The 16,238-nt window shown below is 73.1% G+C and carries 11 protein-coding genes; 10 read left to right on the forward strand and 1 reads right to left on the reverse strand.

Going from position 1 to position 16,238, the window contains the following annotated elements; genetic code table 11:
- The first annotated feature begins 165 nt into the window (after window positions 1-165).
- Both uvrA and ACN20G_RS21015 read left to right on the forward strand, forming a co-directional pair.
- Window positions 166-3,192 carry an excinuclease ABC subunit UvrA gene (uvrA, locus tag ACN20G_RS21010; protein ID WP_424214348.1) on the forward strand — a complete coding sequence of 1,009 codons (3,027 nt, stop codon included), beginning with the start codon at window positions 166-168 and terminating at the stop codon, window positions 3,190-3,192.
- A gap of 240 nt (window positions 3,193-3,432) precedes the next feature.
- Complete coding sequence (locus tag ACN20G_RS21015) at window positions 3,433-3,864, forward strand: Rieske (2Fe-2S) protein (protein WP_424214349.1); 432 nt, start codon at window positions 3,433-3,435, stop codon at window positions 3,862-3,864.
- Window positions 3,865-3,886: 22 nt separating this feature from the next.
- On the opposite strand, the gene ACN20G_RS21020 is transcribed toward ACN20G_RS21015, so the two are convergent.
- Entirely contained in the window at window positions 3,887-4,918 is a 1,032-nt protein-coding gene (locus tag ACN20G_RS21020) for a hypothetical protein (RefSeq protein ID WP_424214350.1), read from the reverse strand.
- Window positions 4,919-5,148: 230 nt separating this feature from the next.
- Here ACN20G_RS21020 and ACN20G_RS21025 point away from each other — a divergent pair, with 230 nt between their 5' ends.
- The 8 genes from ACN20G_RS21025 (at window position 5,149) to gap (ending at window position 16,125) form a co-directional block, all read left to right on the forward strand.
- A complete protein-coding gene (locus ACN20G_RS21025) occupies window positions 5,149-5,781 on the forward strand; it encodes a papain-like cysteine protease family protein (protein WP_424214351.1) in 633 nt (210 codons plus the stop codon).
- A gap of 5 nt (window positions 5,782-5,786) precedes the next feature.
- The gene (locus ACN20G_RS21030; protein WP_424215615.1) at window positions 5,787-6,638 is read left to right on the forward strand and encodes a hypothetical protein; all 852 of its coding nucleotides are present in this window, start codon (window positions 5,787-5,789) and stop codon (window positions 6,636-6,638) included.
- A 126-nt stretch (window positions 6,639-6,764) separates the two neighbouring features.
- Complete coding sequence (uvrC, locus tag ACN20G_RS21035) at window positions 6,765-8,810, forward strand: excinuclease ABC subunit UvrC (RefSeq protein ID WP_424214352.1); 2,046 nt, start codon at window positions 6,765-6,767, stop codon at window positions 8,808-8,810.
- Window positions 8,807-9,739, forward strand: a complete 933-nt coding sequence (gene rapZ / locus ACN20G_RS21040) for an RNase adapter RapZ (protein WP_424214353.1) — start codon at window positions 8,807-8,809, stop codon at window positions 9,737-9,739. The genes uvrC and rapZ overlap by 4 nt, the downstream gene beginning before the upstream one ends.
- Entirely contained in the window at window positions 9,736-10,788 is a 1,053-nt protein-coding gene (locus ACN20G_RS21045; protein ID WP_424214354.1) for a gluconeogenesis factor YvcK family protein, read from the forward strand. The genes rapZ and ACN20G_RS21045 overlap by 4 nt, the downstream gene beginning before the upstream one ends.
- Entirely contained in the window at window positions 10,779-11,759 is a 981-nt protein-coding gene (gene whiA, locus ACN20G_RS21050; protein WP_424214355.1) for a DNA-binding protein WhiA, read from the forward strand. Before ACN20G_RS21045 ends, whiA begins: the two co-directional genes overlap by 10 nt.
- Before the next feature lie 174 nt (window positions 11,760-11,933).
- Window positions 11,934-14,900: a M14 family zinc carboxypeptidase gene (locus tag ACN20G_RS21055; RefSeq protein ID WP_424214356.1), complete on the forward strand. Its 2,967-nt coding sequence runs from the start codon at window positions 11,934-11,936 to the stop codon at window positions 14,898-14,900.
- A gap of 220 nt (window positions 14,901-15,120) precedes the next feature.
- Window positions 15,121-16,125, forward strand: coding sequence for a type I glyceraldehyde-3-phosphate dehydrogenase (gene gap, locus ACN20G_RS21060; protein ID WP_424214357.1), 1,005 nt, complete (start codon window positions 15,121-15,123; stop codon window positions 16,123-16,125).
- The last annotated feature ends 113 nt before the right edge of the window (window positions 16,126-16,238 follow it).

Below are 16,238 nucleotides of genomic sequence, written 5' to 3' on the forward strand. Positions count from 1 at the left end.
GGGCCACTCGTTCGGGTGAAGCCGTCGGCCGAGTGCCGTAAATCGAATGTGCGTGCTATACGCTCGAAGTCCAGTCTCCGTCCTCCGCGCCGGCGCCGCGAGGTGCCTACCCTGGAACGTCGGGGGCCCGATCCCCCGGCTCTCTCAAGAAAGGTGCGGACCGGAGTGACCGACCGTCTCCTCGTTCGTGGCGCTCGCGAGCACAATCTGAAGAACGTCTCGCTCGACCTGCCCCGCGACTCGCTCATCGTCTTCACCGGACTCTCGGGGTCGGGCAAGTCCTCCCTGGCCTTCGACACGATCTTCGCCGAGGGGCAGCGCCGCTACGTCGAGTCGCTCTCCTCCTACGCCCGGCAGTTCCTCGGCCAGATGGACAAGCCGGACGTGGACTTCATCGAGGGGCTCTCGCCGGCCGTCTCGATCGACCAGAAGTCCACCTCCCGCAACCCGCGCTCCACCGTCGGCACCATCACCGAGGTCTACGACTACCTGCGCCTGCTCTTCGCGCGGATCGGCAAGCCGCACTGCCCCGAGTGCGCCCGCCCGATCTCCCGGCAGTCCCCGCAGGCCATCGTCGACAAGGTGCTGGCCCTGCCCGAGGGCAGCCGCTTCCAGGTGCTGTCCCCGCTCGTGCGCGAGCGCAAGGGCGAGTTCGTCGACCTCTTCGCCGACCTGCAGACCAAGGGCTACAGCCGGGCCCGGGTGGACGGGGAGACCGTCCAGCTCACCGAGCCGCCGACCCTGAAGAAGCAGGAGAAGCACACCATCGAGGTGGTCGTGGACCGCCTCACCGTCAAGGCGGGCGCCAAGCGGCGGCTCACCGACTCGGTGGAGACCGCGCTCGGCCTCTCCGGCGGCATGGTCGTGCTCGACTTCGTCGACCTCCCGGCCGACGACCCCGAGCGCGAGCGGATGTACTCCGAGCACCTCTACTGCCCCTACGACGACCTGTCCTTCGAGGAGTTGGAGCCCCGCTCCTTCTCCTTCAACTCGCCCTTCGGCGCCTGCCCCGACTGCACCGGCATCGGCACCCGCATGGAGGTCGACCCCGAACTGATCGTGCCGGACGAGGACAAGAGCCTCGACGAGGGCGCGATCTCCCCCTGGTCGCTGGGCCACACCCGCGACTACTTCGACCGGCTCGTCACCGCCCTCGCCGGCGAACTCGGCTTCCGCACCGACATCCCCTTCGCGGGACTGCCCCAGCGCGCCCGCAAGGCCCTGCTGTACGGGCACAAGACGCAGATCCAGGTCCGCTACCGCAACCGGTACGGCCGCGAACGCGCCTACACCACCGCCTTCGAGGGGGCCGTCCCCTTCGTCAAGCGCCGCCACTCCGAGGCCGAGAGCGACACCAGTCGCGAACGCTTCGAGGGCTACATGCGCGAGGTGCCCTGCCCGACCTGCCAGGGCACCCGCCTCAAGCCGATCGTGCTCGCCGTGACGGTGATGGGGAAGTCCATCGCCGAGGTCTCCGCGCTCTCCATCAGCGAGTGCGCCGACTTCCTCGGCGAACTCCGCCTCGACGCCCGCGACAAGAAGATCGCCGAGCGGGTGCTCAAGGAGGTCAACGAGCGGCTCCGGTTCCTCGTGGACGTGGGCCTGGACTACCTGTCGCTGAACCGCGCCGCCGGCACCCTGTCCGGCGGCGAGGCCCAGCGGATCCGGCTCGCCACCCAGATCGGCTCCGGCCTGGTCGGCGTGCTCTACGTCCTGGACGAGCCCTCCATCGGCCTGCACCAGCGGGACAACCACCGGCTGATCGAGACCCTGGTCCGCCTGCGCGACATGGGCAACACCCTGATCGTCGTGGAGCACGACGAGGACACCATCAAGGTCGCCGACTGGGTCGTGGACATCGGCCCCGGCGCCGGCGAACACGGCGGCGAGGTCGTGCACAGCGGCTCGCTGGCCGAACTCCTCGCCAACGAGGAGTCGATCACCGGCCAGTACCTCTCCGGCCGCCGCTCCATCCCGCTGCCCGAGGGCCGCCGGGCCGTGGACCCCGACCGCGTGCTGACCGTGCGCGGCGCCCGCGAGAACAACCTGCAGGACATCGACGTGTCCTTCCCGCTGGGCGTGCTCACCGCCGTCACCGGGGTCTCCGGCTCCGGCAAGTCCACGCTCGTCAACGACATCCTCTACACCCACCTGGCCCGCGAGCTGAACGGGGCGCGCACGGTGCCCGGCCGGCACACCCGGGTCGAGGGCGACGACCTCGTCGACAAGGTCGTGCACGTGGACCAGTCGCCGATCGGCCGCACCCCCCGCTCCAACCCGGCCACCTACACGGGCGTCTTCGACAACGTCCGCAAGCTGTTCGCGGAGACGATGGAGGCGAAGGTGCGCGGCTACCTGCCGGGCCGCTTCTCCTTCAACGTCAAGGGCGGTCGCTGCGAGAACTGCGCCGGCGACGGCACCATCAAGATCGAGATGAACTTCCTGCCGGACGTCTACGTCCCGTGCGAGGTCTGCCACGGCGCCCGGTACAACCGGGAGACCCTGGAGGTCCACTACAAGGGCAAGTCCATCGCCGAGGTCCTCGACATGCCCATCGAGGAGGCCCTGGGCTTCTTCGAGGCCGTGCCCACCATCGCCCGACACCTGCGCACCCTCAACGAGGTCGGCCTCGGCTACGTGCGCCTGGGCCAGTCCGCGCCCACCCTCTCGGGCGGTGAGGCCCAGCGCGTGAAGCTGGCCTCCGAGCTCCAGAAGCGTTCCACCGGCCGGACCGTCTACGTGCTGGACGAGCCCACCACCGGCCTGCACTTCGAGGACATCAGCAAGCTGATCAAGGTCCTCTCGGGTCTGGTCGACAAGGGCAACTCGGTCATCGTCATCGAGCACAACCTCGACGTGATCAAGACGGCGGACTGGGTCGTCGACATGGGCCCCGAGGGCGGCAACGGCGGCGGCCTGGTCATCGCCGAGGGCACCCCCGAGCAGGTCGCCTCCGTGAACACCAGCCACACCGGCAAGTTCCTGCGCGACATCCTCGGCCCCGACCGGATCTCCGACGCCGGCCTCCCGGCCCGGCCGGCGACCCGGGGTGCGGCGCGCAAGACCGCCGCGAAGAAGGCGCCGGCGGCCAAGAAGGCCGCCCCGGCCAAGAAGACGGCCGCCGCCAAGACGGCCGCGACGAAGAAGACGGCCGCCAAGAAGACGACGGCGCGGAAGAAGACCGAGGGCTGAGCCTCCCCGGACGGGCGGACGGGCGGACGGGCGGACGGGCGGGCGGGACGGGTGGCCCGGGCAGGCATCCCGGGCCCCCGTCCCGTCCCGCCCCCGCCGGGCGGTCCCTCGTACGTCCGTGCCCTGGGCCCGGGGAGGGCCCGGCGCGGGCCGGCGGTAGGGTCGGGCACGGGCCGGGCGCACGCCTCCCGGGGCGTCCACCGGCCCCGCGCATCCCCCCGCCGTCGTTTGGAGAAGTCGATGTCCGCGTCCCAGCCCGCCGCCCGCCGCACCGTCCTCAAGGGGGCCGCCGCGCTCGCCGGGGCCGCCGGCGTCGGCGTGACGCTGACCGCCTGCAACCCGCAGACCAACAGCGGCGGCAACACCCCCGCCACCCCCACCGCCCCCGTGGACCTCGGCCCCGCCTCCGAGATCCCCGTCGGCGGCGCCAAGCTCTACCGCGAGGACAAGCTCGTGGTCACCCGCCCCGAAGAGGGCCGCTACCAGGCGTTCAGCGCCCAGTGCACCCACGCCGGCTGCGTCCTCGACAAGATCGTCGAGAAGCAGGGCAACTGCCCCTGCCACGGCAGCCGCTTCGACCTCGCCACCGGCAAGCCGGTCGCCGGCCCCGCCACCGACCCGCTGCCCGAGGTCCCCGTCAAGGTCCAGGGCGGCACCCTCATCGCCGGCTGAGCCCGTCGGCCCGCCCGCCCGTTCACTCCCACTCCCAGTCGATCCCCAGGATCCCGCGCCGCACGACCGGCTCCACCAGGTGCACGACCCGGTGCCCGCCCGTCGCCGTCAGCTCCGCGACCCCCGTGCGCGGGGCCTGGGGACCCCGGCGCCGAAACCGCCGGCACCGCACCGGCAGGGCCGCCGCGTCGAACCGCACCTGTAACACGTACTGCCCGCCCGGGAACCCGAACCCCCGCACGTACTCGTGCCCCGGCCCGCCCGTGCCGTCCTCGAACCCGTACCCGAACAGGTACGTGTCCCCGACCCGCAACCGGGTGTCGAAGAGCAGCTCGGCCACGACGATCCCGGTCTCCGCGTGCCGGCGCACCCGCCCCGCCCGACAGTTCTCGTACGCCCGCACCCGCACCCCGGCCGGATCGCAGCCCGGATCCCCGTGGTGGATCGCCAGGTACCGGTCCACGCCCTCCCGGTGCGCTCGCACCACCTGCTGAGAGTCCCGCCCCGCCAACTCCCGGCGCGGCCCCATCCGGACCCGCTCGTGGTGCCCCACCGTGTGCAAGCCGCCGTCCAGGGGCACCTCCAGCTCCGTCAGCAGCCGCTCCACCGCCGCCCCCACGCTCACCAGCTCCCGGTACGGGCGGGCCGCCGGCCGGACCGGTCCGCGGGGCGGCTCGGGCCCGTCCGGCTCCGGCCCGTCCGGGTCCAACAGCCGCGACAGCGCGCCCGAGGGCAGCTCCAACACCTCCTCCAGGGCCGCCACCGCCCGCAGCGACTCCGGCCGGCTCGGCCGCCGCGCCCCCTGCTGCCAGTAACTCAGGCTCGTCACCCCCACCCCGATCCCGCGCTCCGCCAAACGGTGCCGCACCCGGTGCAGCGGCAGCCCGCGCGCGGTGAGCGCGGCCCGCAGCGCGAGGTGGAAGGGACCGGTCCGCAACAGGTCCGGCAGGGCCTCGGGGCCCGGCGCCGGCGCCGCCTCGTCCGGGCCGAACCAACGCGCCGGACCGGCGGCGCCGGCGGCGGGGTCGGGGAGGTCGGGGGCCTCGTCGGACATGACGGCTCCAGGTGTGAACGTTCACGCGCGCGGGCGGGGCGGGCACGTGCGCGGCCGGGGCGGAGCAGGTGACGCGACGTTCACCGTTCACATCCCGATCCGCCCGTTCACACCGCGACGTCACCCCGCATTGAAGCGTGTTGACCTGATCGCGACAACACCCCGATGCTCCTTCCCACAGCGTCCGGACGCGCTCCTCCACCCCCCCGCCCCCACCCGGGAGGAACGCGATGCGCCCCCGTGCCCACACCACCCGTCCCCCCGCCCGGCCCTCCCCGGCCGGCGCCCTCCTCCTGCTCCTCGCCCTCCTCGCCGGCCTCTTCCTGACCGGTCCCGCCACGGCCGCGACCCCGCCCGTCGCCCCCGCGCCCACCGCCGCCCTCGCGAGCAAACGCCTGAACATCAACATGCAGGCCCAGCAGAAGACGAACTGGTGCTGGGCCGCCGCCGGCAACACCATCGCCGGCTGGTACGGCCGCTCCTACTCCCAGAACCAGTTCTGCAACGCCGCCTTCAACCGCCAACAGGGCTACGAGTGCCCCAACGACCAGGCCACCCTCGGCAACGTGCAGACCGGCCTGCGCTGGGCCGGCGTCAACCCCGGCAGCTACGTCACCGGTTGGCTGCGCTACTCCACCGTGCAGACCGAGATCGACGCGAACCGCCCCGTGGAGACCCGCATCCAGTGGTCCTCGGGCGGCGGCCACATGCACGTGCTCTACGGCTACGACACCGCGAACGACTGGGTGTACTGGGGCGACCCGTGGCCCTCCAGCACCCGCTACAACTGGGCGAGCCACGCCTGGTACGTCGACAACGACTCCTTCTCCTGGACCCACTCCCTCTACCGGATCGGGGCGTGAGCACCGTGCACCGACAGTCCCGCCCCGCCGCCCTCGGCGCGGCCCTCGCCGCCGCCGTCCTGCTCCCCGCGCTCGCCGCCGGGCAGGCCGCCGCCGCGCCCGTGCCGCAACCCCAGGAGATCACCGCCGACACCCGCGCCGAGGCCCACCGGGCCGCCACCACCCCCGACACCCTGGCCACCCTGGCCCGGTTCTTCGCCCGGGACGGGGCCCTCGCCCCGGCCGCCGCCAGGCCCCGGATCGACGCCGAGGTCCTGCCCGTGCGCCGCCTCGACCCCGCGTTCGTCGCCGGCCGCGCCGGGGCCCCCGTCTCCCGGGTCGAGTTCCTCGCCGCCCGCGCCGTCGCCGCCGACGGGCAACGCGCCGTGCTGTGGACCGCCCGCGTCGCCGACGGCACCCGTCGGGTCGTGAACATCGCCACCGGCGACGAGGAGTTCCGCTACGCCGCGCTCGGCGCGAGCCGCGCCCCCGGCGGCACCGTCTTCGCCGAACCCCAGATCGACGCCTGGTACGTCGTCACCGGCGACCGCGTGCTGCCCCTGGACGAGGACGCGACCAAGGCCGTCGGCGCCGCCGGCACCACCCTGGCCGGCTACCGCGCCCGCGTCGTGCGCGCCTACGGCGACAAACTGCCCGGCTCCGGCTACGCCGAGGCCGGCAGGGCCGGCGGCTACGGCCCGAACGCCGAACGCCCCGACCCCGGCCCCGCCCCCGTCGCGGCCGCCCCGGCCCCCGTCGCGGCCCCCGCACCCGCCGGGGACCACACGGCCCTCGGCCTCGGCGCGGGCCTGCTCGCCTTCGCCGCCGGCGCCCTCGCCCCGCTCCGCCGCACCCGCCGGGCCCGCACCCGCGCCTGACCCCGCCCGCCCCGCGTCCGCCCGGGCGCGCGCCCGCCCGTCGAGCGCGCGTCCGGGCCCCGCGCACGCCCGCCGAACCGGGGGAGAGTCGGGCCGGTTGTCGGTCGTCGCCAGTAGGGTGGAGTCATGGCCGACCCTTCCTCCTACCGACCCAGCCCGGGCCAGATCCCCGACTCCCCGGGGGTCTACAAGTTCCGCGACGAGCACCGCCGCGTGATCTACGTCGGGAAGGCCAAGAGCCTGCGCCAGCGGCTGGCCAACTACTTCCAGGACGTCGCCGGCCTGCACCCGCGCACCGCGACGATGGTCACCACCGCGGCCTCCGTGGAGTGGACCGTCGTCTCCACCGAGGTCGAGGCCCTCCAGCTGGAGTACTCCTGGATCAAGGAGTTCGACCCCCGGTTCAACGTCAAGTACCGGGACGACAAGAGCTACCCCTCGCTCGCCGTCACCCTGAACGAGGAGTACCCCCGGGTCCAGGTCATGCGCGGCCCCAAGCGCAAGGGGGTGCGCTACTTCGGCCCCTACGCCCACGCCTGGGCCATCCGCGAGACCGTCGACCTGATGCTGCGGGTCTTCCCCGTCCGCACCTGCTCCACCGGGGTGTTCAAGCGCTCGGCGCAGATCGGCCGACCCTGTCTGCTCGGCTACATCGGCAAGTGCGCCGCGCCCTGCGTGGAGCGGATCAGCGCCGAGGACCACCGGCGACTCGCCGAGGACTTCTGCGAGTTCATGGCCGGCCGGACCGGCTCCCACCTCTCCCGCCTGGAACGGGCCATGGGCGAGGCAGCCGAGGACATGGAGTACGAGAAGGCCGCCCGACTCCGCGACGACATCGGCGCCCTGCGCCGCGCCATGGAGAAGAACGCCGTCGTCCTCGCCGACGCCACCGACGCCGACCTGATCGCCGTGGCCGAGGACGAACTGGAGGCCGCGGTCCAGATCTTCCACGTGCGCGGCGGCCGGGTCCGCGGCCAACGCGGCTGGGTCACCGACCGCGTCGAGGCCGTCGACACCGCCGGCCTCGTCGAACACGCCCTCCAGCAGCTGTACGGCGAGGAGAGCGGCGAGGCCGTGCCCAAGGAGGTCCTCGTGCCGGCCCTGCCCGAGGACGCCGACGCGGTGGCCGCCTGGCTCGGCGAACGCCGGGGCTCGCAGGTCTCCCTGCGGATCCCCCGCCGGGGCGACAAGAAGGACCTCATGGAGACGGTCCACCGCAACGCCCAGCAGTCCCTCGCCCTGCACAAGACCAAACGCGCCGCCGACCTCACCACCCGCTCCCGCGCCCTGGAGGAGATCGCCGAGGCCCTCGACCTGGACAGCGCCCCGCTGCGCATCGAGTGCTTCGACATCTCCCACCTCCAGGGCGACGACGTGGTGGCCTCCATGGTGGTCTTCGAGGACGGGCTGGCCCGCAAGGCCGAATACCGGCGCTTCGAGATCAAGTCCTTCGCCGGCCAGGACGACGTGCGCGCCATGCACGAGGTGGTCTCCCGCCGCTTCCGCCGCTACCTGCGCGAGAGCGAGCGCACGGGGGAGTGGGCGGGCGGCGACGTGACGGACACGGGCCCCGAGGCCGACGCCGATCCGACGCGCACCGAGGACGGCCGCCCGCGCCGCTTCGCCTACCCCCCGCAGCTCGTGGTCGTGGACGGCGGCAAGCCGCAGGTGGCCGCCGCCCGCCGGGCCCTGACCGAGCTCGGCATCGACGACGTGGCCGTGTGCGGCCTGGCCAAGCGGCTGGAGGAGGTGTGGCTGCCCGACGAGGAGGACCCCGTGGTGCTGCCCCGCGCCGGCGAGGCCCTGTACCTGCTCCAGCGGGTGCGTGACGAAGCCCACCGCTTCGCGATCACCTACCAGCGCGCGAAGCGCGCCAAGCGCCTAGTCGCCGGGCCGTTGGACGCCGTGCCGGGCCTGGGAGAGGCCCGCAAGCAGGCGCTGATCAAGCACTTCGGTTCGGTGAAGCGGCTGCGACAGGCGACAATCGACCAGATCCGGGAGGTGCCCGGAATAGGGCGAAAGACGGCCGAGACGGTCGCCGCCGCCCTCGCCGGCGCCGTACCGGCCGGCCCCGCCGTGAACACCGCGACCGGGGAGATCATCGAGGACGAGGACCCCGCCGACACCGCCGACACGGGGCCGGGGTCCGAACGGGGGACCGCGACAGCATGACCGAGCACAACCGAGGAGAACAGGTGAGTACGGGCACGACAGTGGAGCCCGGAGAGGCCGCCGAGGCGGTCATCCCCGAGCTGGTGATCATCTCCGGCATGTCCGGGGCCGGCCGCAGCACCGCGGCCAAGTGCCTGGAGGACCTCGGCTGGTTCGTCGTCGACAACCTGCCGCCCGCGCTGATCTCCACCATGGTGGAGCTGGGCGCCCGGTCCCAGGGCAACGTGGCCCGGATCGCCGTCGTCGTCGACGTGCGCGGCCGGCAGTTCTTCGACGCGCTCCGCGAGGCGCTCGCCGACCTCGACTCGCGCGGGGTGACCCGCCGCACCGTCTTCCTGGAGTCCTCCGACGAGGCCCTGGTCCGACGCTTCGAGTCGGTCCGCCGCCCGCACCCGCTCCAGGGCGACGGCCGGATCGTGGACGGCATCGCCGCCGAACGCGACCTGCTGCGCGAACTGCGCGGGGACGCCGACCTGGTCATCGACACCTCCAGCCTCAACGTGCACGAACTGCGCGCCAAGATGGACGCCCGGTTCGCCGGGGACGAGGAGCCCGAGCTGCGGGCCACCGTCATGTCCTTCGGCTACAAGTACGGGCTGCCCGTCGACGCCGACCTCGTGGTCGACTGCCGGTTCATCCCCAACCCGCACTGGGTCCCCGAGCTGCGGCCCTTCACCGGCCTCAACGAGGAGGTCTCCGGCTACGTCTTCAACCAGCCCGGGGCCAAGGAGTTCCTGGACCGCTACTCCGAGCTGCTCCAGCTCATCGCCACCGGCTACCGGCGCGAGGGCAAGCGGTACGTGACCATCGCGGTCGGCTGCACCGGCGGCAAGCACCGTTCCGTGGCCATGTCCGAGAAGCTCGCCGCCCGACTCGCCTCCGAGGGTGTGGAGACCGTCGTCGTCCACCGGGACATGGGGCGCGAGTGACCGGACGCACGCCGCGGCCGAGCCGCCTGCGCCTACTGACCTCGGGTCGGGCCCAGGCGACCGGCCGCCCGGGCCGCCGCAAAGGCGCGGCGCCCAAGGTCGTGGCCCTGGGCGGGGGACGCGGGCTGTCCTCCTCCCTGGCCGCGCTGCGCCGGATCACCGGCGACCTGACCGCCGTGGTCACCGTCGCCGACGACGGCGGGTCCAGCGGCCGGCTGCGCGACGAGCTCGGCGTGCTGCCCCCCGGCGACCTGCGCAAGGCGCTGGCCGCCCTGTGCGGGGACGACGACTGGGGCCAGACCTGGGCCCGGGTCATCCAGCACCGCTTCCAGTCCGCCGGCGACCTGCACGAGCACGCCGTCGGCAACCTGCTGATCGTGGCCCTGTGGGAGCAGCTCGGCGACCACGTGCAGGCCCTGGACCTGGTCGGCCGGCTGCTCGGCGCCCAGGGCCGGGTGCTGCCCATGTCCGCCGTGCCGCTGGAGCTCCAGGCATGGATCAAGGGCCACGACCCGGCCCGGCCGACGGACGTGGACCTGGTCGCGGGGCAGGCCACGGTGGCCCTGACCCCCGGCGAGGTGCAGTCCGTGCACCTCGTGCCGCACGACCCGCCGGCCGTGCCCGAGGCGGTCGAGGCCGTCCTCGACGCGGACTGGGTGGTGCTCGGACCGGGCTCCTGGTTCTCCTCGGTGATCCCGCACCTGCTGGTGCCCGAACTGCTCACCGCGCTGGTCGAGACCAAGGCCCGTCGGGTGCTCTCGTTGAACCTCGCACCACAACGAGGTGAAACCGACGGCTTCTCTCCGCAGCGTCATTTGGAGGTTTTGGCCCGACACGCCCCTAAACTCGCGTTGGACGTGGTGCTGGCCGATCAGGCCGCCGTGCCCGACCGCGAGTCCCTGGCCGACGCCGCAAAACGGTTCGGTGCCGCGGTCGAGCTGGCGCCGGTCGCCGCTCCGGACGGCGCTCCCACGCACGACCGGGAGCTGCTGGCCGCCGCGTACGACCGTATTTTCCGGATGCATGGAAGGATCGGCCCATGGCGATGACGCCAGCGGTGAAGGATGAGATCTCCCGGCTTCCCGTCACCCGGACCTGCTGCCGGAAGGCGGAGGTCTCGGCGATCCTTCGGTTCGCGGGCGGGCTCCACCTGGTCAGCGGCCGGATCGTGATCGAGGCGGAACTCGACACCGGCGTCGCGGCCCGCCGTCTGCGCAAGGACATCCTGGAGATCTTCGGGCACGCCTCGGACCTCGTCGTGATGGCCCCCGGCGGGCTGCGGCGCGGCAGCCGGTACGTGGTGCGCGTGGTCGCCGGCGGTGACCAGCTCGCCCGTCAGACCGGACTCGTGGACGGCCGCGGCCGGCCCATCCGGGGCCTCCCGCCCCAGGTGGTCTCCGGGGCCACCTGCGACGCCGAGGCGGCCTGGCGCGGGGCCTTCCTCGCCCACGGCTCGCTGACCGAACCCGGCCGTTCCTCCTCCCTGGAGGTCACGTGTCCCGGGCCCGAGGCCGCCCTGGCCCTGGTCGGCGCGGCCCGCCGGCTGTCCATCGCGGCCAAGGCCCGCGAGGTGCGCGGCGTGGACCGGGTCGTGGTCCGCGACGGGGACGCGATCGGCGCCCTGCTCACCCGGCTCGGCGCCCACGACTCGGTGCTGGCCTGGGAGGAGCGCCGGATGCGGCGCGAGGTCCGCGCCACCGCCAACCGGCTCGCGAACTTCGACGACGCCAACCTGCGCCGGTCGGCCCGGGCCGCCGTGGCCGCCGGGGCCCGGGTGCAGCGGGCGCTGGAGATCCTCGGCGAGGAGGTGCCCGAGCACCTCGCCGCCGCCGGTCGACTGCGCATGGAGCACAAGCAGGCGTCGCTGGAGGAGCTCGGCGCCCTCGCCGACCCGCCGCTGACCAAGGACGCCGTCGCCGGTCGGATCCGACGCCTGCTGGCCATGGCCGACAAGCGGGCCCAGGACCTCGGCCTGCCCGGCACCGAGTCCAACCTCAGCGAGGAGCTGGCCGCGGGCTGAGCCCGCCCCGCCCGCCGTACGCCGGCCCGTCCCGCCCCCACCGGGGGAGCGGCGGGCCGGCGGCGCGTGTCCGTCCGAGCGGGGCCGGCCGACGAGGCCCCATTGACAGGTACACGCAGTATCACCAGCCTGGCGTCCGACCGCTTTCGTGGCAGACGACGCCCAGGGGGGCCCATGAGGCACCGCGCGAGAACCATCCTCGCCGCCGGCACCTTGCTCATCTCCACCGCCACCGCCGCTCCGACGGCCCTCGCCACGCCCGGGCCGCCCGCCCCGGCCCCCGGGGCCGCCCCGATCGCCGAGGACGCCATCCGGGTCTGGACGGCCGAGGTCACCGCCGACCGGATACCCGAGGTCCTGGCCGCCGGGACCGACGCCCACGAACTCACCGAACGCCCCCGGGGCGACGCCCCCGCCCGGATCGAGCTGCACCTGAGCACCGCCCAGGCCCGCGAGCTCTCCGCGAAGGGCGTCAAGCTCGTCGAACGGACCCCGCCCGCCGGGGCCGCCGCCCGCGCCAAGGCCGCCGGCGACGGGGTCTTCCGGCCCTACGCCGGCAAGGGCGGCCTCAAGGAGGAGGTCCTCGCCACCGCCGCCGCCCACCCGGACCTGGCCAAGGCCGTCTCGATCGGGAAGACCGTCAAGGGCCAGGACATCCTCGCCCTCAAGGTCGGCAAGGACGCCCGCCGCACCACCGACGGCGCCCGCCCCTCCGTGCTGTACGTCTCCAACCAGCACGCCCGCGAGTGGATCACCCCGGAGATGACCCGCCGGCTGATGCACACCTACCTCGACGGGTACGGCAAGGACCGCCGGATCACCGACCTCGTGAACGGCACCGACCTGTGGTTCGTGCTCTCCGCCAACCCCGACGGCTACGACTTCACCCACGCCGACCCCGCGAACCGCCAGTGGCGCAAGAACCTGCGCGACAACGACGGCGACGGCCGCGTGACCGCCGCCGACGGCGTGGACCTCAACCGCAACTTCCCCTACAAGTGGGGCTACGACAACGAGGGTTCCTCCCCCGACCCCACCGACGAGACCTACCGCGGACCGAAGGCCGGCTCCGAGCCCGAGACCCTCGCCCTCGACCGCTTCGAGCGCCGGATCGGCTTCGAGTACGGGATCAACTACCACTCCGCCGCCCAACTCCTGCTGTACGGGGTCGGCTGGCAGGTGGCCACCCCCAGCCCCGACGACGTGCTCTACCGGGCGCTGGCCGGCACCCCCGAGAACTCCGCGATCCCCGGCTACCGGCCCCAGCTCTCCTCCGAGCTCTACGCCACCAACGGCGAGGCCGACGGACACGCCGCGAACGTCAACGGGATGATGATGTTCACCCCCGAGATGAGCACCTGCGGCACCGCCTCCGCGAGCGACCCGAACGACGCCTGGCGCCCCGAGGACTGCGCCTCCGTGTTCACCTTCCCCGACGACGAGAAGCTCATCGCGGCCGAGTTCGCCAAGAACGTGCCCTTCGCGCTCGCCGTCGCCGAGACCGCGGCCCACCCCGACCGGCCCGTCTCCGTCACCGGACTGACCGCCCCCGACCTCACCGCCGACCCCTTCACCACCTCCTACGCGGCGGCCGGCCAGGACCAGCCGATCGCCGTCACCGCCCGCAAGGCCCTGCGCGACAAGGAACTGCGCTGGCGGATCAACGGGGGCCGGGAGAAGAGCGCCGACCTGCGGCCCTGGCGCGGCGGCGAACGCTACGGCGGCGGGGACAACCTGCGTTTCGAGCAGTACCGGGCGGCCGTCACCGGCGCCCGCCCCGGGGACCGCGTCGAGGTCCGGGCCGTGGGCCGCGACCGGGCCGGCAAGCTCGTCAGCGGCGCCGCGTTCACCTACACCGTCGCCGCCCGGCCCCGCGCCGAGACCCTCGTGGTGATCGAGGACGCCGGACCCGGCGCCCCCGCCGCGACCCGCGCGTACACCGAGGCCCTGCGCGACAACGGCCGTTCCGTCGCCGTCTGGGACGTGGCCCGCCAAGGCGTGCCGCACCCGCTCGGGGTGCTCGCCCACTTCCCCGTGATCGTCCACCACAGCGGGCCCGGCGGGGCCGCCGCGCCCACCCAGCTCGCCCTGCGCGACCGGCTCAACGAGGGCGGCCGGCTGATCGAGGCCGGTGACCGCGCGGGCGCCCCGGTGGACCTCGGCGGGGGCAACGACAGCGACGACTTCGCCCAGTACTGGCTCGGCGCGTACAGCCGCACCACGGTCGCCGGGGCCGACGGGTTCACCGGCGCGGGCCGGCTCGCCAAGGCCGGCGGCCCCCTCACCCCCTCGGCCGGCTCCGGGGTCTTCACCGTCACCTCCGACACCCTGCCGCCGAAGACCTTCCCGGACTTCGCCTCGGCGGCCGCCGGCGGCTACGCGGGCGCGGTCAACCCCTTCGGCCCCTACGCGGGCACGAAGATGGCCTTCGCCTCGCACGCCGACGACGAGTGGAAGCGGCTGACCCGCACCGTGGACCTCACCGGGGTCACCGCCGCCGACAAACCCACGCTCAAGATGGCCCTGAGCTGGGACGTGGAGCCCGACTACGACTTCGGGCTGCTGGAGGCCCACACGGTCGGCGCCGAGGACTGGACCACCCTGCCCGAGGCCGGCGGCGGCACCACGGCCGGACTGCCCGCCGACTGCGTCGAGGGCGGCTTCCTCGACACCCACCCGTTCCTGCGCCACTACCTCGGCGAGGCCGACGGGGCCTGCGTCCCGCGCGGCTCCACGGGCACCTGGAACCGCTTCAACGGCTCCTCCGACGGCTGGCGCGAGGTCTCCTTCGACCTGAGCGCGTACGCCGGCCGGACGGTCGAGCTGGCCCTGTCCTACGTCACCGACGGCGGCGCGGGCCGCTTCGGCCTCCTCGCCGACCAGGCGCGGATCTCGATCGGCGGTGTCGCGGGCCCGGTGGAGGGCTTCGAGAACGGCCTGGGGACCTGGGCCGCCCGGGGCGCACCTGCCGGAAGTCCCGAGATCCCGGGCGACTGGTCCCCGTCGGGCGAGCTCTTCCGTACGCACGGGGCCGTCACGGCGCGTGACAGCGTGCTGCTCGGCTTCGGCCTAGACCGGCTCGGCGCCCGGAAGGACCGGGCCCTACTGATCGGTAAGGCGCTGAAAACCCTGAACCGCTGATCCCCGGCTCACTCCGTGTGACCGGGGCCAAGGTCCCCGGCGGGCCGCCCCACGACCCTGTGGAGCGGCCCACCGGGGCGGTTTCCACCCCGTCCGGCCGGTGTCCGGGGTCCTTCGATGTCACCCGGAGGCTCACGGAGAGGTAGGGTCGTAAGCGGTCGGGGACATCCCATACAGCTCGCCGGCGGACAGGCCGGCGCACCAACGAGGAGATCGGTTCGTGACGATCCGCGTAGGCATCAACGGTTTTGGCCGAATTGGCCGCAACTACTTCCGGGCGCTCCTGGAGCAGGGAGCGGACATCGAGATCGTCGGTGTCAACGACCTGACTGACAACGCCACCCTGGTGCACCTGCTGAAGTACGACAGCGTGCTGGGTCGCCTCAAGGCCGAGGTCTCGCACACCGACGACACCATCACGGTGAACGGCAACACCTTCAAGACCTTCGCCGAGCGCGACCCCGCGAACCTCCCCTGGGGCGAGCTGGGCGCCGACATCGTCATCGAGTCGACCGGCATCTTCACCAAGAAGGCCGACGCCGCCAAGCACATCGCGGCCGGCGCGAAGAAGGTCCTCATCTCGGCTCCGGCCAAGGACGAGGACATCACGATCGTGATGGGCGTCAACCAGGACAAGTACGACGCGGCCAACCACCACGTCATCTCGAACGCCTCCTGCACCACCAACTGCGTGGCGCCGATGGCCAAGGTTCTCCTGGAGAACTTCGGCATCGTCAAGGGCATGATGACCACGGTCCACGCGTACACGAACGACCAGCGGATCCTGGACTTCCCGCACTCGGACCTGCGCCGCGCCCGCGCCGCCGCCGTCAACATCATCCCGACCACCACCGGTGCCGCCAAGGCCACCGCGCTGGTGATCCCGGAGCTCGCGGGCAAGCTGGACGGCATCGCCATGCGCGTCCCGGTCCCCACCGGCTCCGTCACCGACCTGGTCATCGAGCTGGAGCGCGAGGTGACCAAGGACGAGGTCAACGCCGCGTTCCAGAAGGCCGCCGAGGGTCAGCTGAAGGGTGTCCTGGAGTACACCGAGGACGCGATCGTCTCCTCCGACATCGTGAACTGGCCGGCCTCCTGCACCTTCGACGCCTCCCTGACCATGGTCCAGGGCAAGAGCGTCAAGGTCGTCGGCTGGTACGACAACGAGTGGGGCTACTCCAACCGCCTCGTCGACCTGACCACGTTCGTCGGCGCGCAGCTCTGATCTGAGCTTTTCGATCTGAGCTGTTCGCAGTCAGGCAGCACCAGGATGTGAGGCAACAGGGCTCGGGTGACGCGAAGAAGCGTCGCCTCGGGCCCTGTTGTCTGCTCACCACG

It is taken from the genome of Streptomyces dryopteridis, from assembly GCF_049606955.1.
In the GTDB taxonomy this organism is placed as follows: domain Bacteria; phylum Actinomycetota; class Actinomycetes; order Streptomycetales; family Streptomycetaceae; genus Streptomyces.